The sequence below is a fragment of the Saccharothrix sabaoui genome (genome assembly GCF_051756985.1).
In the GTDB taxonomy this organism is placed as follows: domain Bacteria; phylum Actinomycetota; class Actinomycetes; order Mycobacteriales; family Pseudonocardiaceae; genus Actinosynnema.
Genome location: NZ_JBPKJK010000086.1, coordinates 17,652 through 37,175 on the forward strand (window position 1 = coordinate 17,652; position 19,524 = coordinate 37,175).

Genomic DNA, 19,524 nt, shown 5'->3' on the forward strand with positions numbered 1-19,524 from the left:
CCGCGATGGTCACTCCGACCCGCAAGAAAGACCGCATCGACAAGCTGGCCGAGGCCGGCGCCGACGCCGGTGTCAGCCTGGCCGCGAGCGCGTGGCGGACCCTGCGGCGCAGCCCGGTGTTCCTCACCGGCGCCGGGATCATCACCCTGTTCGTGCTGGTGTCGATCCTCTCGCCGTGGCTGGCGCCGCACGACCCGGCCGACCCGATGCTCATCGACCAGGTCGTCAAGGCGCGCAACGCGATCCCGGAGCCCCAGCCCGGTCACCCGCTCGGCGGCGACCTCCAGGGCCGCGACTTCCTGTCGCGGATGCTCGTCGGCTCGCAGCAGACGCTGATCGTGGGCGTGCTGGCCACGATCATCGGCCTGGCGGGCGGGCTTACGCTCGGCACGCTGGCCGGCGCGTTCGGCGGCTGGGTCGACTCCGTGGTCATGCGGATCGTCGACGTCATGCTGTCGCTGCCCAGCCTGCTGCTGGCGTTCAGCATCAGCGCGCTGTTCGCGCGGCCCAACCAGTACACCGTGATCGTGGCGGTGGCGGTGGTGCAGATCCCGGTGTTCGCGCGGCTGCTGCGGGGCTCGATGCTCGCGCAGCGGGGCAGCGACCACGTGCTGGCCGCGACCGCGCTGGGCGTGAAGCCGGGCGCCATCGTGTTCCGGCACATGCTGCCCAACTCGCTCGGACCGGTGATCGTGCAGTCCACGCTGGTGCTGGCCACGGCCATCATCGACGCGGCGGCGCTGTCGTTCCTCGGCCTGGGCAACCCCGACGACCGCATCCCGGAGTGGGGGCAGATGCTCGGCGACGTGCAGAACGTCTTCGACACCCACCCGCAGCTGGCGTTCTGGCCGGCGGGCTGCATCATCGTCGTCGCGCTGGGCTTCACGCTGATGGGCGAGACCCTGCGCGAAGCCCTCGACCCCAAGAGCAGGCGGTGAAGTCGTGCCACTACTGGAAGTCCGTGACCTCACCGTGGTTTTCGAGCGCAAGGGGGAGCAGCCCTTCACCGCCGTCGACCACGTGAGCTTCGACGTGGAGCCCGGCCAGACCGTGGGCCTGGTCGGCGAGTCGGGGTGCGGCAAGTCCGTCACGTCGCTCGCCATCATGGGCCTGCTGCCCAAGCGCGGCGCGCGGGTCAGCGGCACGGTGAACTACGAGGGCGAGAACCTGCTCGCGCTGTCCGACCGCCAGATGCGGGACCGGCGCGGCCGCGACCTGGGCATGGTGTTCCAGGACCCGCTGTCGTCGCTGAACCCGGTGATCCCGATCGGGTTGCAGGTCACCGAGGTGCTGGAGCGGCACCGCGACCTGCCGCGCAAGAAGGCCATGGTCGAGGCGGCCGAGCTGCTGGACAAGGTCGGCATCCCCGACCCGAAGCGGCGGCTCACCGAGTACCCGCACCAGCTCTCCGGCGGGATGCGCCAGCGCGCGCTGATCGCCATCGCGCTGGCCTGCCGCCCGCGCCTGCTCATCGCCGACGAGCCGACCACCGCGCTCGACGTGACGATCCAGGCGCAGATCCTCGCCCTGCTCAAGGAGCTGGTGAACGACCTGGGCACGGCGCTCGTCATGATCACGCACGACCTGGGCGTGGTCGCGGGCCTGTGCGACGAGGTCAACGTGCTCTACGGCGGCCGGGTGGTGGAGAAGGCGCAGCGGCACGAGCTGTTCGCGCAGCCCCGCCACCCGTACACGCACGGCCTGCTGTCGTCGATCCCGCGGCTCGACGCGCCGCGCGGGGAGAGGCTGAACCCGATCCGGGGTTCGGTGGCCGACAACATCCCGTGGACGCACGGGTGCGCGTTCGCGCCCCGCTGCCCGAACAGGCTGGACGTGTGCGTGCAGGTCACGCCCGAGCAGGAGGACATCGGCGGTGGGCGGCTGCTGCGCTGCCACAACCCGGTGAAGCCCGCGCAGGTCGAGGAGGTGCCGGTGTGAGCACGGCCACCCCGCAGTCCCCGGTGGACACCGACACCCTGGTGTCCGTCGAGGGCATCAAGGTGCACTTCCCGATCAAGCGCGGCGTGGTCCTGGACCGCACCGTCGGCCACGTGTACGCGGTCGACGGCGTGGACCTCGCGGTGCGGCGCGGCGAGACGTACGGCCTGGTCGGCGAGTCCGGCTGCGGCAAGTCGACGCTGGGCCGCGCGGTGCTGCGGCTGACCGAGCCCACGGCGGGCCGGGTCGTCTTCGACGGCGCGGACCTGTCCACGCTCAAGGGCGAGGAGCTGCGGCGGATGCGCCGCCGGATGCAGATGGTGTTCCAGGACCCCATGTCGTCCCTGGACCCGCGGCAGTCGGTGGAGTCGATCCTGGTGGAGGGCCTGCGGGCGCACGACCTGGACAAGGGCAAGGAGGCGACCGGCAAGCGCCTGCGCGAGCTGCTGTCGTCGGTGGGCCTGCCGTCCACGTCGCTGCGCAAGTACCCGCACGAGTTCTCCGGCGGCCAGCGGCAGCGCATCGGCATCGCCCGCGCGCTCACCGTGGAGCCCGACCTGATCATCGCCGACGAGCCGGTGTCGGCGCTCGACGTGTCGGTGCAGGCGCAGGTCGTGAACCTGCTGGAGGAGCTCCAGGACCAGCTGGGCCTCACCTACCTGGTGATCGCCCACGACCTGGCCGTGGTGCGGCACATCTCCGACCGGGTGGGCGTGATGTACCTGGGCGGCCTGGTGGAGGAGGCGACCTCGGACGACCTCTACGCCGAGCCGCTGCACCCGTACACCAAGGCCCTGCTGTCGGCGATCCCCGTGCCGGACCCGCTGGTCGAGGACCGCCGCGAGCGCATCCTGCTGACCGGTGACCTGCCGTCGCCGGCGAACCCGCCGACCGGGTGCCGGTTCCACACGCGGTGCCCGTGGAAGCAGGCGACGAAGTGCGACACCGAGCGGCCCGCGCTGCGCGAGGTGCTGCCCGGCCACAAGGTGGCGTGCCACTGGGCCGAGGACATCCGCGCGGGCAGGGTCCGGCCGCACGAGGTCGAGGCCGTGCTGGTCGCGGAGGACGACGGCATCTCGCCGGACATCCCCCTGGTCGGCCCCGCCTCGGTGACCGAGGCGCTCAACCCGTAGCGCGCACCGCACCGGTCGGGGCGCCTCCCCCTGTGGAAGCGCCCCGACCGGTGCCGGGCCCCCTGACCGGCCCCCACCGGTGTCGGGCCCTCGACCGGCCCCCCGACCGGTGTCAGGCCGCCGGGGCCGTCCAGTGCGGTGAGCGGCCGAGCAGGCCCACCAGCCGATCCGTGGCCGGCGCGTCCTCCGGCACGGCGACCGGCATCGCGAACGCGCCCCCGGGCCCCCGCACGTCCGGCGTCGTCGGGTAGTGCCGCGCCATGCGGACCGCGGCCCCGACCAGCTCCTCGTCGAGCGCCGGGTCGAACCCCAGCGCCCGGCCGAGGTCCCAGGCGTGCACCAGGTTGTCCACGAAGTGCGCGGCCACCAGGTCCCTGCCCCGGCGCGTGCCGTAGCCGGGGAACTCGGCCGCGCGGTCGAGGAAGCCCGGTTCCCGGAACGCCCCGGCGGCGGCGGCCGACGCCGCCCGGTACGCGGTGAGCGGGTCGTCGTCCGCGGGTTCCCCCGGCGTGGTGCCGCGCGCGCCCGCCGTGAACTTCAGCGCCATGTCCACCTGGTGGCGCATCAGCTCGCGCACCGTCCAGCCCTCGCACGGCGTCGCCAGGTCGAGCCGCTCCCCGGTGACGCCGGCCCACAGCTCCTCGTTGAGCGCGATCGACGACGCGTGCAGGTCCAGGAGATCCATTCGCCCACCCTTCTAGTTGTACGAACGATCGTACAATTAGTTTGCGGGTGGTCAAGGGGTTAGCGTGGACGGCGTGGCCGGTGCGAAGGTGGACGGACGGGTGGAGCGCGGCGAGCAGACGCGGCGGCTGATCCTGCGGCGGGCCGCGGACGTCGCCTCGGTCGAGGGCCTGGAGGGGCTGTCGATCGGCCGGCTCGCGACCGAGCTGGAGGTCAGCAAGAGCGGCGTGTTCGCGCACTTCGGCTCCAAGGAGGAGCTCCAGCTGGCGACCGTGCGCGCGGCGGTGGCGATCTTCGTGCGCCGGGTCGTGGAGCCCGCCCTGGCCCTGCCGCCCGGGTTCGACCGCCTGGCGCGCCTGCTCGGCGGCTGGCTGGCGTACTCGGAGGAGCGCACGTTCCCCGGCGGGTGCTTCTTCTACGCCGTGCAGGCCGAGTTCGACGCCCGGCCCGGCCGGGTGCGCGACGCCGTCGCCGACTGCGGGGCCCGGTGGTACGACCTCGTGCGCACCGCGATCGCCGACGTGCCGGGCCTGGCCGAGGACGCCGACCAGCTCGCGTTCGAGCTCATCGCGTTCCTGGAGCTGGCCAACGCCCGCTCCGTGCTGCACGACGACCCGCACGCCTACCACCGGGCGCGGGCCGCGGTCGAGGCCCGCCTGGCTCAGGCGGGCGCGATCCCCGCCGGGGGAGCCGGGGCCGACGCGTCCTGAGTGGACGCGTCCCGAGTGGACGCCGGCACGGACACCGCCACCGGCACGGACACCGCCACCGCCGCCGGCACGGACGCCGTCGCGACCGACGCCGCCGCCGCGTCGACCACGCGGCGCTGGGCGGCCCGCACCGCCGCCCCGATCGGCACGCCGATCCCCGCCGCCACGCCGACCGAGACCACCAGCGCCACCAGCGGGTCGCCGAACAGCCGCCCGCCGGAGTAGCCGAGCACCGCCGTCCAGGTGCTCCACAGCACCGCCCCGGCCGCCGCGACCGGCACGAACCGCCGCACGGGCCACCGCAGCGACCCCGCCAGCAGCGCGCCCACCAGCCCACCGCCCGGCACGAACCGCACGGCGACCAGCACGGACCCACCGCGCGAGGCGAGGTGCGACGCCGTCCACGCCACCACGGCCCGCGGTCCCGTCCGGGTGCTGAACCGCGCCAGCGCCCGCATCCCGGCACCGCGCCCGACGGCGAAGTTGACCAGGTCGGACAGCGTGCACCCGAGGGCCGCCACCAGGACCACGCCGGCCAGCGGCAGGTCACCGGACGCGGCCAGCACGCCGCAGCCGATCAGCACGGCCTCGGTCGGCGCGAGCGGCACGACGGCGACCACGAACAGCACCACGAGGGCGGTCATGACCGGGGAACGCGCCGCGCCCCCCGATCATGCCCGCCCGGCGGAGGTCTTCAGGAATCCGTCAGGTGCGGTTCACCAGGACGCACCCCCGGGACGCACCCAAAGGGGGGCGCGTCCCGGTGCGCGGTCTAGCGGTGGGCGCGGTTGATCGCGGACACCAGGGCGCGCAGCGCCGCCGCCACCGTGGAGCTGTCGATGCCCACGCCCCACAGGACGCGGTCGCTCACCGCGCACTCCAGGTACGCCGCGGCGCGGGCGTCGTCACCGGAGGACATCGCGTGCTCGAAGTAGTCCAGCACGCGGATGTCGTAGCCGATGGTGGCCAGCGCGTCGACGAACGCGGCGATCGGGCCGTTGCCGGTGCCGGTGATCTCCTGCGCCTCGCCGTCGACGACGACCATCGCGGTGATCTTCTCGTGGCCGCTGCCGTCGCCGGACACCTTCTGCCGCAGCAGCTTCAGCGGGGCGGTCGGGTCCAGGTACTCCGCGGAGAACGAGTCCCACATGTCCTTCGGGCCGATCTCGCCGCCGTGCGTGTCGGCGACCTCCTGGACCACCCGGGAGAACTCGACCTGGAGGCGGCGCGGCAGGTCCAGGTGGTGCTCGACCTTCATCAGGTACGCGACGCCGCCCTTGCCGGACTGCGAGTTGACCCGGATGACGGCCTCGTAGTTGCGGCCGACGTCCTTCGGGTCGATCGGCAGGTACGGGACCTCCCACGGGAACTCGTCCACGTGCCTGCCCGCGTCCTTGGCCGCGTCCTCCAGGGCCTCGAAGCCCTTCTTGATCGCGTCCTGGTGGGAGCCGGAGAACGCGGTGAACACCAGGTCGCCGCCGTACGGGTGCCGCTCGGCGACGGGCAGCTGGTTGCAGTACTCGACCGTGCGCCGGATCTCGTCGATGTCGGAGAAGTCGACCTGCGGGTCGACGCCCTGGCTGAACATGTTCATGCCCAGCGTCACCAGGCACACGTTGCCGGTGCGCTCGCCGTTGCCGAACAGGCAGCCCTCGATGCGGTCGGCGCCGGCCAGGTAGCCCAGCTCGGCCGCCGCGACGCCCGTGCCGCGGTCGTTGTGCGGGTGCAGCGACAGGATGATCGACTCGCGCCGCGCCAGGTTGCGCGACATCCACTCGATCGAGTCGGCGTAGACGTTGGGCGTGGCCATCTCGACGGTCGCCGGCAGGTTGATGATCAGCGGCTTGTCCGGGGTCGGCGCGATGATCTCGGAGACGGCGTCGCACACCTCCAGCGCGTACGACAGCTCGGTGCCGGTGTACGACTCGGGCGAGTACTCGTAGCGGAAGTCGGTCTCCGGGTACTCGGGCTCCAGCGTCAGCGCGTACCGGGCGGCGTCCGTGGCGATCTTCTTGATGCCCTCGCGGTCCGACCTGAACACCACGCGCCGCTGGAGCACCGACGTCGAGTTGTAGAAGTGGACGATCGCCTTGTGCGCGCCGCGCAGCGACTCGAACGTGCGGGTGATCAGCTCTTCCCGGCACTGCGTCAGCACCTGGATGGTGACGTCCGGCGGGATCGCGCCGTCCTCGATGATCTCGCGGACGAAGTCGAAGTCGGTCTGCGAGGCGGCCGGGAAGCCGACCTCGATCTCCTTGTAGCCCATCCGCACGAGCAGGTCGAACATCTTGCGCTTGCGCGCCGGGGACATCGGGTCGATCAGCGCCTGGTTGCCGTCGCGCAGGTCGACCGCGCACCACAGCGGCGCCTTCTCGACGCGCTTGGTCGGCCACGTGCGGTCGGGCAGGTCCACCACCTCGACGACCTCGTGGAACGGGCGGTAGCGGTGCACCGGCATCGACGTGCCGCGCTGCGGGTTCCAGGCGGGCTGGTCGGCGACGGGGCGGGCCGGGGTGCGGATGCGGCTGGTGCCGGTGACGTACGCGTCAGGGCTGGTGGTCATGATCGGGGATCTCCTGCGGCCGGTGGTGGGAGGACGACCGGCGGCAACGCTCGATCCCGCGACGGGGGGCCGGTCTGATCAGACCCCGTCACGGCGGCGAAGCAGGAGGGCACGTGCCACGCCACCAGGTTAACCGGATTCGGCGGCTCGGAGGAACTGAGCGCCCAGATGGTGGAACTTCACTCGAAGGAGTTTCACTCGATGGTGGTTAGGGCATCTCCATGCCATGTCCAGATGGCGAACCTCAACGACGCGCAGCGGCTCGTACACCGCCGCGCGAGTGATCCGCGGTGTCGGCGCCGTGTTTGCGCTCATCGAGGTCATCTACATCCTGATGCTGCTCATCGGGGTGAACACGGCGAACGCGTTCTACCGCTTCATCCAGCAGCTCGCCGAGCCGCTGGCGCTCTTCTTCCCCGGGCTGTTCCAGACGGGCAACAACAAGCTCGACGTGATCCTCAACTTCGGTCTCGCGGCGGTCTTCTGGGTCGTCGTGGCCGGCCTGCTCGCCCGCCTCGTCGCCCGCTAGGGCACGCGGCTCGCGCGAGCAGCCCCGGACCCCGCCACCCCTCCCCCCTGGTGGCGGGGTCCGGCGCGTCCAGCCCCCGAGAGTCCAACGCTCAGACCCCGAGAGTCCAACGCCCAGGACCCCTGAGTTCTACGTTCCGCATACCGACCGGTCGGCCCGAACGAAGAACTCACCGGACCCGAGGGTTGGACTCTCGGGGCTTGAGCGTTGGACTCTCGGGGCTTGAGCGTTGGACTCTCGCGGGTCAGGTGGGGAAGGCGGGGGTGCCCCACTGGTCGGTGAAGGCCGTTTCGGACAGCGGTTTGCGCACGCGCGGGCGGCGTTCGCGGGCGGCGAGGTCCTCGGGCAGGTCGTCGGCGGAGCCGAGCCGGCCCACCGCGACGACCACGACCGGCCGCACGTCCTGCGGCACCCCGAAGGACTCGCGCACCGCCTCCGGCGAGAACCCGCCCACCTGGTGCGCGACCAGCCCCAGCTCCACCGCCTGGAGCACGAGGTTCTGCACGGCCAGCCCCAGCCCGAACTCGGTGTTCGGCACCGGCCCCCGGTCGTCGACCGTCGCCACCGCCCCCACCAGCAGCACCGACGCGCGTCCCGCCCACGTCCGGTTGCCCGGCCGCAGGGACGCGAAGATTCGCTCGAACGTGTCATCACCCCGGTACCCGACGAGGAACCGCGCGGGCTGGGTGTTGCCGTGCGAGGCCGCCCACCGGGCCGCCTCCAGGAGCGTCCGGACGACCGGTGGCCCCACGACGGCGTCGGGGTCGAAGGCGCGCGGGCTCCAGCGCCGCGAGATCAGCGGGTTGATTTCCACCGGGTCCCCCTCAGATCGCGTACTGCCAGGCCGTGATGGCGTAGGCGCCGAACCACGCGCTGAACACCGCCGCGCCGACCAGCACGGCCACCGCGGTCGACGTGCGCCGCCGCGCCAGCGCCACCGCGACCGGCACGAGCAGCGTGAACGCGGGCAGCAGCAGCCGCGCCTTGGAGTTCATCAGCCCGTTCGACCCGAGGTCCATGGCCAGCACGCCGATGCCGTACACCGACAGCGGCCACTCCAGCCCGCGCCGGAAGCCCAGCACGACCAGGGCCAGCGCCACCACCAGCAGCCACACCGTCGCCAGCTCCAGCACCGACCGCGGCTCGCCCAGGATGAGCAGCGCGAACTTCCACGTGGCCGCGCCGCCGTCGAACCGCGAGTCCCAGCCGGCCTGCTGCACGGCGAACCAGCCGTCCCAGCGGCCCGTGCGCACCGCGACGTACCCGAGGTAGCCGAGCAGCCCGAGCGGCGCGACGAGCCCGCCCGCCCACGGCCGCCAGCCGTCCCGCCGCCGCCACACCGCCACCGCCGCCGCCGCGCACACCGCGAGCACCAGCGCCGCCGCCGTCGGCCGCACCAGGCCCGCGCCCGCGCAGCACGGCCCGGCGAGCAGCCACCGCCCCTCCACGACCCCGACCAGCGACCACGCGGCCAGCGCGCAGAACGTCGCCTCGGAGTACGTCATGGACAGCACCACCGCCATCGGCGACGCCGCGAACAGCACCACCAGCACCAGCCCGGCCCGCCGCGACCCGCCCAGCACCCGCCGGCCCAGCCGCGCCAGCCCGTAGGCGCAGAACACGCCGCTGACCAGGCTCACCGCGAACGCCGCGCCCACCGGTTCGACGCCCGGCAGCCCCGCCACCCACCGCACCAGCGCCGGGTAGCCGGGGAAGAACGCGAGCGGCGTCTCCGGCGAGCGCCGCCCGAAGGCGTCCACCAGCCACGGCGGCACGTCGGCGTACCCGCCCTCGGCGATGCCCAGGAACCACTGGCCGTCCCACGAGGTGAGAGCCTTCGTGACGCCCTTGTCCCAGCGGGCGGCCATCAGCTGCAGCGCCAGCAGGCCCAGCTCCCTGACCAGCAGGAACAGCACGGCGGGGGCGAGCGCGACGGTCACCCGGTGTCTGGCCGCGCGGGCCAACCGGTCCCGCGCCGACGGCGCGTCCTCGGGCTCCACGCGAACGGCCTCCAGGCTTGGCACGACCCCGAGGGTAGTGGGCGTCACGGCGGCCCCGTCCCACTCCTCGGGCCAGGTAGTCTCCCCGTGAGCTGGGCTTGAAGCACCTGGAGGGAGTGGGTCTGTGGCGCTCGTCGTCCAGAAGTACGGCGGTTCCTCGGTCGGGAGCGCCGAGCGGATCAAACGCGTGGCCGAGCGCATCGTCGCGACCCGCAAGGCGGGCAACGACGTCGTCGTCGCGGTCTCCGCGATGGGCGACACGACCGACGAGCTGCTCGACCTGGCGCGCCAGGTGTCCCCGGTGCCGCCCGCCCGCGAGATGGACATGCTGCTCACGTCCGGTGAGCGCATCTCCATGTCGCTGCTGGCGATGGCGATCAGCTCGCTGGGGGCCGAGGCCCGCTCCTACACCGGCTCGCAGGCCGGCGTGATCACGACCTCCGTGCACGGCAAGGCGCGCATCATCGACGTGACGCCGAGCCGCATCCAGGACGCGCTCGCCGAGGGGGCCATCGCGATCGTCGCGGGCTTCCAGGGCGTGTCCCAGGGCAGCAACGAGATCACCACGCTCGGCCGCGGCGGCACCGACACCACCGCGGTGGCGCTGGCCGCCGCCCTGAAGGCCGACGTCTGCGAGATCTACACCGACGTGGACGGCGTGTTCAGCGCCGACCCGCGCATCGTGCCGAACGCCAAGCGGCTGGAGACCATCTCCTACGAGGAGATGCTCGAGATGGCGGCCAGCGGGGCCAAGGTGCTCATGCTGCGCTGCGTCGAGTACGCCCGCCGGTACGGCGTCCCGGTGCACGTCCGATCCTCGTTCAGCAACAAGCCCGGGACCATCGTGTCCGGGTCAGTGGAGGACCTTCCCGTGGAACAGGCGATGATCACCGGCGTCGCGCACGACCGGTCCGAGGCCAAGGTCACCGTGACCGCGGTGCCCGACCTGCCCGGCATGGCGGCGCGCATCTTCCGCGTCGTGGCCGAGGCGGAGCTGGACATCGACATGGTCGTGCAGAACGTGTCGCAGGCCGTGTCCGGCCGCACCGACGTGACGTTCACCCTGCCGAAGGACGACGGCCCGCGCGCCGTGGCCGCGTTGGAGAAGTCGCGCGAGGAGATCGGCTTCGACCAGGTGCTCTACGACGAGCACGTGGGCAAGGTCTCGCTGGTCGGCGCGGGCATGCGCTCGCACCCCGGCGTGACCGCGCAGTTCTGCGAGGCCCTGGCGTCCGCCGGGGTCAACATCGAGATCATCTCCACCTCGGAGATCCGGATCTCGGTCATCTGCCGCGACACCCAGCTCGACGAGGCCGTGCGCGCGCTGCACGACGCGTTCGACCTGGGCGGCGACGAGGAGGCCGTGGTGTACGCGGGGAGCGGGCGATGAGCGGGCCGGTGCTCGCCCTGGTGGGGGCGACCGGTGCCGTCGGCACCGTCATGATCGACATCATCAACCGGCGCGAGTCGGTGCCGTGGGGCGAGGTGCGGCTCATCGCGTCGGCGCGCTCGGCGGGCAAGAAGATCACCGTGCGCGGCGAGGAGCTGACGGTGGTCGAGCTGACGCCCGAGGCGTTCGACGGCGTGGACGTCGCGATGTTCGACGTGCCGGACGAGGTCTCGGCCGAGTGGGCGCCCGTCGCGGCGTCGCGCGGCGCGGTCGCCGTGGACAACTCGGGCGCGTTCCGGATGGACCCCGAGGTGCCGCTGGTGGTGCCCGAGGTCAACGCGGACGCGACCGCGACGCGGCCCAAGGGCATCATCGCGAACCCGAACTGCACGACGCTGTCGATGATGGCGGCGCTGGGCGCGCTGCACCGCGAGTTCGGGCTGCGCGAGCTGGTCGTGGCGTCCTACCAGGCCGCCTCGGGCGGCGGGCAGGTCGCGATCGACCGCCTCTACGCCGAGGTCGGGGCGTTGGCGGGCAAGCAGGTCGGCGTCCGCGCGGGCGACGTGCGGGAGGCGCTGGAGGCCGCGGGCCTGCCGGTGTCCGACTCGCCGTTCCCGGCGCCGCTGGCGCTGAACGTGGTGCCGTGGGCCGGTTCCCTCAAGGACGACGGGTGGACCAGCGAGGAGCTGAAGGTCCGCAACGAGTCCCGCAAGATCCTGGGCATCCCGGACCTGAAGGTGTCGGCGACCTGCGTGCGCGTGCCTGTCGTGACCACGCACTCGCTGGCCGTGCACGCGACGTTCGAGCGCGAGGTGACGGTGGCCCGGGCGCACGCGATCCTGGCCGCGCAGCCGACCATCGTGCTGGTGGACGACCCGGCGGCGAAGGAGTTCCCGACGCCGGCGGACGTCGTCGGCGAGGACCCGACCTACGTGGGCCGCGTGCGGCAGGCGCTGGACTTCCCGAACACGCTGGACTTCTTCGTGTGCGGCGACAACCTGCGCAAGGGCGCGGCCCTGAACACCTACGAGATCGCCGAGGAACTGGTCGCCCGCCTGTAGTCGCGCCCGTGGTCGCGCTGCGCGGGGTCCGTCCGCTGTAGGTTCGCCTCATGGCGGACGTAGTGCTCGCGATCGACCTCGGCACGACCTCGACCAAGGTCATCGCGGTGGACCGGAACGCGGGCGTGGTGGCATCGGCGGAGCACGGCTACCCGATGCGCACCACGCCCTCCGGCGAGGCCACCCACGACCCGGACGAGGTCCTGACGGCCGCGTTGACCGGGTTGCGCGAGGTCGCGACCTCGGGTCACCGGGTGCGGGCGATCTCGCTGACCGGGGCCATGCACACGCTGCTCGGCCTGGACGCGTCCGGCCGCCCGGTGACGCCGTCGCTGTCGTGGGCGGACAACCGGGCCGTGGCGCAGACCGCCGAGCTGCGCGGCACGGGTCGCGGCACGGCGCTGCACCGCGCCACCGGCACCCCGGTCCACACCATGTCGCCGCTGGTGAAGCTCGCGTGGTTCGCCGAGCAGGGCACGACCGCGGACCGCTGGTGCGGCCTGAAGGACTACGTCGCGCTCAAGCTCACCGGCGTGTTCGCCACCGAGCACTCGTCGGGGTCGGCGACCGGCCTGATGGACCTGGCCACGAGGTCCTGGCACGCCGACGCGCTCGCGTTCGCCCGGGTGACGGCGGAGCAGCTGCCCGAGCTGCACGCCCCGACCGACTCGGTGCCGCTGACGTTCGCCGTGCCCGGCGTCGACCCCGGCACGCCGGTGGTGCTGGGCGGCGGCGACGGCCCGATGGCGAACCTCGGCGTGGGGGCGGTCGTGCCGGGCGTGGCGGCGGTGTCCCTGGGCACGAGCGGCGCGCTGCGCGTGGTCCGCTCCGGGCCCGCCGTGGACGAGCTGGGCCGCGTGTTCTGCTACGCGATCGCCGACGACCTGTGGGTGCTGGGCGGCGCGGTGAGCAACGGCGGCGTGGCCGCCCAGTGGGCCGCGGACGCGTTCAAGGCCGACCTGCCCACCCTGCTCGCCGAGGCCGCCGCCGTCCCGCCGGGCGCGAACGGCGTCACCGCCCTGCCCTACCTGCTCGGCGAGCGCGCGCCCTGGTGGGACCCCGACGCGACCTCGGCGGTCATCGGCCTGCGCCGCGAGCACGGCCGCGCCGAGATCACCCGGGCCCTGGTCGAGGGCGTGGCGCAGCAGCTCGCCCTGGTCCTCGACGCGGTGCGCTCGGTGGCGGACGTGCACGCGGTCCGGGTGACCGGCGGCGCGTTCCGCAGCGACCTGTGGGCGACCGTGCTGGCGTCCGCGCTCGGCCTGGAGCTGGAGCTGGCGGACGACAGCGAGGGCTCCGGCGTGGGCGCGGCCCTGGTGGCGTGGCGGGCGCTGGGCGAGTTCCCGGACCTCACCGTCGCCGCGGAGCTGATCAAGCCGGTGAGGACGATCCGACCGGACCCGGCCGCGGTCCGCCACTACGCCGCGGCCCGCCCCGGCGTCGAACGCCTCTACCGCGCGTTGGCCGAACTGTAGGCCGCGGCGCGCGTCCGGCGGTCCAGCAGGATCGTGAGCAGCGCGATCGCCACCGCGCCCAGGCCGGCCGTCGCGAAGCCCCAGGCGGGGGAGCCGTGGTCGATCACGAAACCGGTGACGGGCTGGCCGAGCGCGACGCCCAGGGTGAACGCCGAGCCCTGCAACCCCATCGCCTCGCCGCGCGCCGACGCGGGGGCGTTGGTGGTGATCGCCTCGCCGGTCGCGGTGATGGTGGGGGCGCACAGGAAGTTCGTCGGCACCAGGGCCAGGGCCAGCCACCACGGCGAGCCGGCGACCAGGCCGATCGGCACCGCCAGCACGCCCATGCCGCCCATCAGCGCCCACAGCGGCGGCACGCGGTCCAGGCCGCCGTAGACGAAACCGCCGAGCAGGGACGCCACGCACATGACGGCGACCATCGCGCCCGTCCACGCGGTCAGGTCGAGCTCGCGCATCGACGCCACCAGCGACACCTCGACGCCGGACAGCACGAACGTGGCACCGCCCGCGCTGACCAGCACGCCGACCATGCGGCCGTCGAGCCACTCCCGGCGCGGCACCCGGACGGTGTCCTCGGACTCGTGCCGCACGGGCGGGTCGACCCACCACAGGACCGCGCCGACGAGCACCATCGCCGCGCCGATCACCCACATCGCGGTGCGGCTGCCGCTCTGCGTCACCAGGGCGACGCCCAGCGCCGGGCCGGCCATGAACGAGACCTCGACGGCCATCGAGTCCATGGCGAGCGCGGTGCGCCGGGAGGAGTCGGGCACGAGGGCGGTGAGGACCTGGCGGCCCAGCGACATCACCGGCATCACCATGAGGCCGGCGAAGAAGCAGGTGACGAGCAGCACGTGGTAGGGCAGCAGGGGCGCGACGAACCAGAAGACGCCCTCGGAGACCATCGAGACGGCGAGCATGGCGCGCAGCCCGCGCCCGTCGACCAGCCGTCCCATCAGCGGCGAGCCGATCGCGATGCCGACCGTGGACAGGGCCCCGACCAGGCCCGCCTCGCCGTAGCCCCGTTCCAGGCCGAGCAGCACGTGCATCGTGACGGTCATGCCCGCGGCCGTCGCCGGCACCCGCGCCAGCAGCATGAGCAGCATGAGACCGGGCACGCGCGGCGTGCGCAGGACGGCGAGGTAGTTAGCGACGTTCACGAGTTCATCTTCACCCGTCCGCGCAAGAGCTTTAACCATTCGCTTTCTTGACCGGTTCAAGAAAGGTTGCTTGACTGGGTCGGCCATGACCCCAGGACCTCGCGAGCTGCTCAAGGACGCCGGGCTGCGCGTCACCGCGCCCCGGATCGCGGTGCTCGAATGGCTCGCCGAGCACCCGCACGCCACGGCCGACCAGGTCGCCGAGGCCGTGCGGGCGAAGTTGGGGTCCGTGTCCACGCAGGGCGTCTACGACGTGCTGAACACGTGCTCCCGGACCGGGCTGCTCCGCCGCATCGAGCCCGCCGGCCACCCGGCGCGCTTCGAGACGCGGATCGGCGACAACCACCACCACCTCGTGTGCCGGGCGTGCGGCAGGACCGAGGACGTCGACTGCGTCCACGGCGCCGCGCCCTGCCTGGAGCCGTCGGACGCCGCCGGTTTCGCCGTGGACGAGGCGGAAGTCCTGTTCTGGGGCCACTGCCCCGCGTGCCGGGGCGCCGACCTCCCTTGAACCGCACCTCCGGGCCCCCGCACCCGAAGACCGACTGCCGCACCACCACCGAAGGAGCTGGAAGCGTGACCGAAGCGCGTCACACCACCACCAACGCGGGCACCCCGGTCGCGAGCGACGACCACTCGCTCACGCTCGGCGCGAACGGCCCGATCCTGCTCCAGGACCACTACCTGATCGAGAAGAACGCCCAGTTCAACCGCGAACGGGTGCCCGAGCGGGTCGTGCACGCGAAGGGCGGCGGCGCGTTCGGCCACTTCGAGACCACCCGGGACGTCAGCCGCTTCACGAAGGCGGCGCTGTTCCAGCCGGGTGTGCGGACCGAGGCGCTGCTGCGCTTCTCGACCGTCGCCGGCGAGCTGGGCTCGCCCGACACCTGGCGCGACCCGCGCGGGTTCGCGCTGAAGTTCTACACGTCGCAGGGCAACTACGACCTCGTCGGCAACAACACGCCGGTGTTCTTCCTGCGCGACCCGATCAAGTTCCCCGACTTCATCCGGTCCCAGAAGCGCCGCGCCGACACCGGCCGCCGCGACCACGACATGCAGTGGGACTTCTGGACGCTCCAGCCGCAGACCGCGCACCAGGTGACGTGGCTGATGGGCGACCGGGGCATCCCGAGGACGTGGCGCCACCAGAACGGCTACGGCTCGCACACCTACCTGTGGGAGAACGCGGCCGGCGAGCGGTTCTGGGTCAAGTACCACTTCAAGACCGACCAGGGCGTCGAGTGCCTGACGTCGGAGGAGGCCGCGCGGATCGCCGGCGAGGACGCCGACGCGCACCGCGCCGACCTGTGGCACGCCGTCGAGCGGGGCGAGTTCCCGTCGTGGACGCTGCACGTGCAGGTCATGCCGTACGCGGACGCCGCGGACTACCGCTTCAACCCGTTCGACCTGACCAAGGTGTGGCCGCACGGCGACTACCCGCTGGTCGAGGTCGGCAAGCTGGTCCTGGACCGCAACCCGGCGGACTACTTCGCCGAGATCGAGCAGGCGGCGTTCGAGCCCGGCAACCTGGTGCCCGGCATCGGCACGTCCCCGGACAAGATGCTGATCGGCCGCCTGTTCGCCTACCCGGACGCGCACCGGTACCGCATCGGCGCGAACTACGCGCAGCTGCCGGTGAACCGGCCGAAGTCGCCGGTGAACTCGTACGCCAAGGACGGCGCGATGCGGTACGGCAACGCGAGCGACCCGGTGTACGCGCCCAACTCCTACGGCGGCCCGCACGCCGACGCGGTGGTCGCGGGGGAGACCCTCTCGGCCTACGGCGTCGAGGACGAGGTCGTGCGCTCCGCCTACAAGCTGCACGCCGAGGACGACGACTTCGGCCAGGCGGGCACGCTGGTCCGCGAGGTCTTCGACGACGCCCAGCGCGAGCGCCTGGTGCGGAACGTCGTCGCGCACGCGGGCAACGGCGTGTCGGCCCCGGTGCTGGAGCGCGTGTTCGAGTACTGGCGCGCCGTCGACAAGGAGACCGGCGACCGGATCGCCGCCGCCTTCCGCGGGTAGCGCGCCGGGTCCACGCCCGAAGACCGCGCCCGAAGACCAGGAGGGCCGCCCGGATCAGCGCCGGGCGGCCCTCCCGCCCGTTCCGCACCGCCGGACCCGTCGGCGCACCGACCCGGGTGCGCCGGGCTAGGCGGTCTCGGCGATGTCCTGCCGCGAGTTGGCCAGGGCCAGCCCGGTGCGCAGCGCCCCGACCGCCTCGGCCACCGCCTCCCGGAACACGCCGCCCACGCCGAGGATGTTCGCGTACCCGTGGAACAGGCCCGGGTGGCGGCGCAGCACCACCGGCACGCCCTGCTCGGCCAGCTTCTCGGCGAACGCCTCGCCCTCGTCGCGCAGCGGGTCGAACCCGGCCGTGGCCAGGTACGTCGGCGGCAGGCCGCTCAGGTCCTCGGCCAGCAGCACGGACAGCCGCGGGTCGCTGTGCACGTCGCGGGACGGCGCGTAGTGGTCGAGGAACCAGTCCATCTTCTCGTCGGTCAGGAAGAACCCGTTGCCGAACAGCTCCCGCGACCGCCGCCGCACCGAGGCGTCCACCGCCGGGTAGAACAGCAGCAGGAACACCGGCTTCACCGCGCCCGCGTGCAGGGCGGTCACCGCGGCGAGGTTGCCGCCCGCGCTGTCGCCGCCCAGGGCGATCCGGTCGCGGTCGGCGTTCAGCTCGTCCGCGTGCGCCACCGCCCACTCGAACGCGGTCCGCGCGTCGTCCGCGGCGGCCGGGAACGGGTGCTCGGGCGCCAGCCGGTAGTCGGCGGACAGCACCCGCACGCCCGCCTCGACCGCGAGGAAGCGGCACAGGTTGTCGTGGCTGTCCAGGTCGCCGGACACCCACCCGCCACCGTGGTAGAAGACCAGCAGCGGCGAGCCGGGCGCGAGCGAGGTCGGTTCGTAGGAGCGGCCGGGGACGCCGTCGAGGTCGAGCGACCGCACCGCCACGCCGCCGATGACCGGCCCGCACACGAGCTGGTTGCTGCGGGACAGCGCGAGGCGGTTCGCGGCCGGCGTGGTCGTCTGCCAGTCCTCGCCGCTGAGCTGCTGGAGCTTGAGCAGCAGCTGCGCCTCGGGGTGCAGCTCCTGGCCGTCCAGGGTGATGGGGCGCCCGGCGATCAGCCTGCGCAGCGGCGCGGGCAGGCCGAACGCGAAGCGCAGGGCGCCGGCGAGGACACCGGGTGGGATCGACTCCGCGAGCTTCGACATGCGACGCACGTTACTCGTGGGTAAGCACCGAAGCGAGGAATGGACCTCCAGCTAGGTCGAGGTGGCAGGATCGGGACCATGACGGTCACCGTGGTGGGCATCGGCGGGTCGCTCCGCCCCAACTCGCAGTCCGAGCGCGCCATGCGCATCGCGTTGGGCGGTGCCGCGGACGCGGGCGCCAAGGTGATCGAGGTCGCGGGCCCCGAGCTGGTGCTGCCGTTCTACGACCCGTCCATCCACGACCGCCCGGACAACGCCCGCCGGCTCGTGGAGGCCCTGCGCCGGGCCGATGGTGTGGTCCTCGTCTCACCCGGCTACCACGGCACGGTGTCCGGCCTGGTCAAGAACGCCCTGGACTACGTCGAGGACCTGCGCGACGACGAGCGCCCCTACCTCGACGGCCGGGCGGTCGGCTGCGTGGCCGCGGCCCACGGCTGGCAGGCGTCGGTCACCACGCTCACCGCGCTGCGGTCCATCGTGCACGCCCTGCGCGGCTGGCCCACGCCCCTCGGCGCCGCGGTGAACTCCCGCGAGGTCGAGTTCGACCTCGAAGGCGGCTGCTCCGTGCCCTCGGTCGGGGAGCAGCTCCGCACGATCGGGCGACAGGTGGCGGAATTCGCCGTGTCGAAGGCCGGGTAGCGGGTACCTCTCGAAAGGGCGTGAGCTGCCCCACGACCGGGTGTGGATCAGCCCGACCGGGCGTTGGACTGATCGACAAGCCACCACCGGCTCGAGGGAGAGCGTGACGATGAAGGTGCTCTACACGGCGCAAGCCACCGCGGTCGGCGACGGGCGCAACGGCGAGGTCCGGTCCTCCGACGGCGTGATCGACGAGCAGCTCGCCACCCCCACCGAGCTGGGCGGTCCCGGCGGCGACAAGACCAACCCCGAGCAGCTGTTCGCCGCCGGGTACGCGGCGTGCTTCCACAGCGCGCTCAAGGTCGCCGCGCGCCAGGCCAAGGTGACGACCGGTGAGACCACCGTCGACGCCAAGGTCGGCATCGGCCCGAACGACGCGGGCGGGTTCCAGCTGGCCGTGGAGCTGGCCGTGCACATCCCGGGGGTGGAGCAGGCCGTCGCCGACCGGCTGGTCGACGCAGCGCACCAGATCTGCCCCTACTCCAACGCCACCCGCGGCAACATCGAGGTGGCCCTCACCGCCACCGTGTGAAGGAGGACTCAGCCACATGAGCAAGAGCCCGATCACCAGCCCGCTGTCCGACGCCGACAAGGCAGCCGTGGGGGCGGTCCTGCAAGCCACCCTGGTCGACCTGATCGACCTGTCGCTGGTGGCCAAGCAGGCCCACTGGAACGTGGTCGGCAAGAACTTCCGCAGCGTCCACCTCCAGCTCGACGAGCTGGTCACGACCGCGCGGACGTACACCGACGAGGTGGCCGAGCGGGCCGCGGCGCTGGGCATCTCGCCCAACGGCAAGGCCAGGACCGTCGCCGAGGGGTCGGGTGTCCCGGAGTTCCCGGACAACTGGCTCAAGGAGGCCGACGTCGTCGAGGCCGTCGTGACGGCCCTCGGCAAGCTGATCGAGCGGCTGCGCGGCCGGATCGACGAGGTCGACAAGCCCGACCTCGTCACCCAGGACCTGCTCATCGAGGTCACCAGGAACCTGGAGCAGGCCCACTGGATGTGGCAGGCCCAGCAGGCGT

The 19,524-nt window shown here is 72.9% G+C and carries 20 protein-coding genes; 13 read left to right on the plus strand and 7 right to left on the minus strand.

The window, feature by feature from the left end; genetic code table 11:
* The first annotated feature begins 5 nt into the window (after window positions 1–5).
* The 3 genes from ACR807_RS24650 to ACR807_RS24660 are packed head-to-tail and all read left to right on the plus strand — an operon-like array spanning window position 6 to window position 3,071.
* Window positions 6–938, plus strand: a complete 933-nt coding sequence (locus ACR807_RS24650; protein ID WP_438923771.1) for an ABC transporter permease — start codon at window positions 6–8, stop codon at window positions 936–938.
* A gap of 4 nt (window positions 939–942) precedes the next feature.
* Window positions 943–1,938 carry an ABC transporter ATP-binding protein gene (locus ACR807_RS24655; RefSeq protein WP_438923772.1) on the plus strand — a complete coding sequence of 332 codons (996 nt, stop codon included), beginning with the start codon at window positions 943–945 and terminating at the stop codon, window positions 1,936–1,938.
* The gene (locus ACR807_RS24660; protein WP_438923773.1) at window positions 1,935–3,071 is read left to right on the plus strand and encodes an ABC transporter ATP-binding protein; all 1,137 of its coding nucleotides are present in this window, start codon (window positions 1,935–1,937) and stop codon (window positions 3,069–3,071) included. Before ACR807_RS24655 ends, ACR807_RS24660 begins: the two co-directional genes overlap by 4 nt.
* A 112-nt stretch (window positions 3,072–3,183) precedes the next feature.
* Here the strand turns inward: ACR807_RS24660 and ACR807_RS24665 are convergent, their stop codons facing one another.
* Entirely contained in the window at window positions 3,184–3,756 is a 573-nt protein-coding gene (locus tag ACR807_RS24665; RefSeq protein WP_438923774.1) for a TIGR03086 family metal-binding protein, read from the minus strand.
* Between the two features lie 73 nt (window positions 3,757–3,829).
* Between ACR807_RS24665 and ACR807_RS24670 the strand changes: the two genes are divergently transcribed.
* On the plus strand, window positions 3,830–4,465 hold the full coding sequence (locus ACR807_RS24670; protein WP_438923775.1) for a TetR/AcrR family transcriptional regulator: 636 nt from the start codon (window positions 3,830–3,832) through the stop codon (window positions 4,463–4,465).
* Here ACR807_RS24670 and ACR807_RS24675 read toward each other — a convergent pair.
* Window positions 4,417–5,109: a DedA family protein gene (locus ACR807_RS24675; RefSeq protein ID WP_438923776.1), complete on the minus strand. Its 693-nt coding sequence runs from the start codon at window positions 5,107–5,109 to the stop codon at window positions 4,417–4,419. The two genes, ACR807_RS24670 and ACR807_RS24675, sit on opposite strands and share 49 nt — an antisense overlap.
* 128 nt (window positions 5,110–5,237) lie before the next feature.
* A complete protein-coding gene (gene leuA / locus ACR807_RS24680) occupies window positions 5,238–7,028 on the minus strand; it encodes a 2-isopropylmalate synthase (RefSeq protein WP_438923777.1) in 1,791 nt (596 codons plus the stop codon).
* 301 nt (window positions 7,029–7,329) lie between these two features.
* Between leuA and ACR807_RS24685 the strand changes: the two genes are divergently transcribed.
* A complete protein-coding gene (locus ACR807_RS24685) occupies window positions 7,330–7,557 on the plus strand; it encodes a hypothetical protein (RefSeq protein WP_438923778.1) in 228 nt (75 codons plus the stop codon).
* 244 nt (window positions 7,558–7,801) lie between these two features.
* Here the strand turns inward: ACR807_RS24685 and ACR807_RS24690 are convergent, their stop codons facing one another.
* Together ACR807_RS24690 and ACR807_RS24695 are read right to left on the minus strand one after the other, a co-directional pair.
* Complete coding sequence (locus ACR807_RS24690; protein WP_438923779.1) at window positions 7,802–8,371, minus strand: nitroreductase family protein; 570 nt, start codon at window positions 8,369–8,371, stop codon at window positions 7,802–7,804.
* A gap of 10 nt (window positions 8,372–8,381) precedes the next feature.
* Entirely contained in the window at window positions 8,382–9,605 is a 1,224-nt protein-coding gene (locus ACR807_RS24695; RefSeq protein ID WP_438923780.1) for a hypothetical protein, read from the minus strand.
* Window positions 9,606–9,681: 76 nt separating this feature from the next.
* On the opposite strand from ACR807_RS24695, the gene ACR807_RS24700 reads away from it, so the two are divergent.
* Genes ACR807_RS24700 through ACR807_RS24710 form a run of 3 tightly spaced genes read left to right on the plus strand, consistent with a single transcriptional unit; the run spans window position 9,682 to window position 13,483 of the window.
* Window positions 9,682–10,947 carry an aspartate kinase gene (locus tag ACR807_RS24700; protein WP_438923781.1) on the plus strand — a complete coding sequence of 422 codons (1,266 nt, stop codon included), beginning with the start codon at window positions 9,682–9,684 and terminating at the stop codon, window positions 10,945–10,947.
* Window positions 10,944–12,008 (plus strand): aspartate-semialdehyde dehydrogenase, encoded by a 1,065-nt coding sequence (locus ACR807_RS24705; RefSeq protein WP_438923782.1) that lies wholly within the window; start codon window positions 10,944–10,946, stop codon window positions 12,006–12,008. Before ACR807_RS24700 ends, ACR807_RS24705 begins: the two co-directional genes overlap by 4 nt.
* A 50-nt stretch (window positions 12,009–12,058) precedes the next feature.
* A complete protein-coding gene (locus tag ACR807_RS24710; RefSeq protein ID WP_438923783.1) occupies window positions 12,059–13,483 on the plus strand; it encodes a gluconokinase in 1,425 nt (474 codons plus the stop codon).
* Here ACR807_RS24710 and ACR807_RS24715 read toward each other — a convergent pair.
* The gene (locus tag ACR807_RS24715; protein WP_438923784.1) at window positions 13,459–14,643 is read right to left on the minus strand and encodes an MFS transporter; all 1,185 of its coding nucleotides are present in this window, start codon (window positions 14,641–14,643) and stop codon (window positions 13,459–13,461) included. The two genes, ACR807_RS24710 and ACR807_RS24715, sit on opposite strands and share 25 nt — an antisense overlap.
* A gap of 85 nt (window positions 14,644–14,728) precedes the next feature.
* On the opposite strand from ACR807_RS24715, the gene ACR807_RS24720 reads away from it, so the two are divergent.
* Window positions 14,729–15,154, plus strand: a complete 426-nt coding sequence (locus ACR807_RS24720; RefSeq protein ID WP_438923785.1) for a Fur family transcriptional regulator — start codon at window positions 14,729–14,731, stop codon at window positions 15,152–15,154.
* A gap of 65 nt (window positions 15,155–15,219) precedes the next feature.
* The gene (locus tag ACR807_RS24725) at window positions 15,220–16,668 is read left to right on the plus strand and encodes a catalase (RefSeq protein WP_438923786.1); all 1,449 of its coding nucleotides are present in this window, start codon (window positions 15,220–15,222) and stop codon (window positions 16,666–16,668) included.
* A gap of 126 nt (window positions 16,669–16,794) precedes the next feature.
* Here the strand turns inward: ACR807_RS24725 and ACR807_RS24730 are convergent, their stop codons facing one another.
* Window positions 16,795–17,862, minus strand: a complete 1,068-nt coding sequence (locus tag ACR807_RS24730; protein ID WP_438923787.1) for an alpha/beta hydrolase — start codon at window positions 17,860–17,862, stop codon at window positions 16,795–16,797.
* 78 nt (window positions 17,863–17,940) lie between these two features.
* Between ACR807_RS24730 and ACR807_RS24735 the strand changes: the two genes are divergently transcribed.
* From ACR807_RS24735 to ACR807_RS24745, 3 genes are all read left to right on the plus strand, one after another.
* A complete protein-coding gene (locus ACR807_RS24735) occupies window positions 17,941–18,501 on the plus strand; it encodes an NADPH-dependent FMN reductase (protein ID WP_438923788.1) in 561 nt (186 codons plus the stop codon).
* A 109-nt stretch (window positions 18,502–18,610) separates the two neighbouring features.
* Window positions 18,611–19,033 (plus strand): organic hydroperoxide resistance protein, encoded by a 423-nt coding sequence (locus ACR807_RS24740; RefSeq protein WP_438923790.1) that lies wholly within the window; start codon window positions 18,611–18,613, stop codon window positions 19,031–19,033.
* Window positions 19,034–19,049: 16 nt separating this feature from the next.
* A partial coding sequence (locus ACR807_RS24745; protein ID WP_438923789.1) for a Dps family protein occupies window positions 19,050–19,524 on the plus strand: 475 nt, incomplete at its 3' end.

Coding starts and splice junctions, on each gene's coding strand:
- ACR807_RS24735 (WP_438923788.1), top strand. CDS start 17,941: ATGACGGTCACCGTGGTGGGCATCGGCGGGTCGCTCCGCCCCAACTCG.
- ACR807_RS24665 (WP_438923774.1), bottom strand. CDS start 3,756: ATGGATCTCCTGGACCTGCACGCGTCGTCGATCGCGCTCAACGAGGAG.
- ACR807_RS24675 (WP_438923776.1), bottom strand. CDS start 5,109: ATGACCGCCCTCGTGGTGCTGTTCGTGGTCGCCGTCGTGCCGCTCGCG.
- ACR807_RS24650 (WP_438923771.1), top strand. CDS start 6: ATGGTCACTCCGACCCGCAAGAAAGACCGCATCGACAAGCTGGCCGAG.
- ACR807_RS24720 (WP_438923785.1), top strand. CDS start 14,729: ATGACCCCAGGACCTCGCGAGCTGCTCAAGGACGCCGGGCTGCGCGTC.
- ACR807_RS24710 (WP_438923783.1), top strand. CDS start 12,059: ATGGCGGACGTAGTGCTCGCGATCGACCTCGGCACGACCTCGACCAAG.
- ACR807_RS24740 (WP_438923790.1), top strand. CDS start 18,611: ATGAAGGTGCTCTACACGGCGCAAGCCACCGCGGTCGGCGACGGGCGC.
- ACR807_RS24705 (WP_438923782.1), top strand. CDS start 10,944: ATGAGCGGGCCGGTGCTCGCCCTGGTGGGGGCGACCGGTGCCGTCGGC.
- ACR807_RS24730 (WP_438923787.1), bottom strand. CDS start 17,862: ATGTCGAAGCTCGCGGAGTCGATCCCACCCGGTGTCCTCGCCGGCGCC.
- leuA (WP_438923777.1), bottom strand. CDS start 7,028: ATGACCACCAGCCCTGACGCGTACGTCACCGGCACCAGCCGCATCCGC.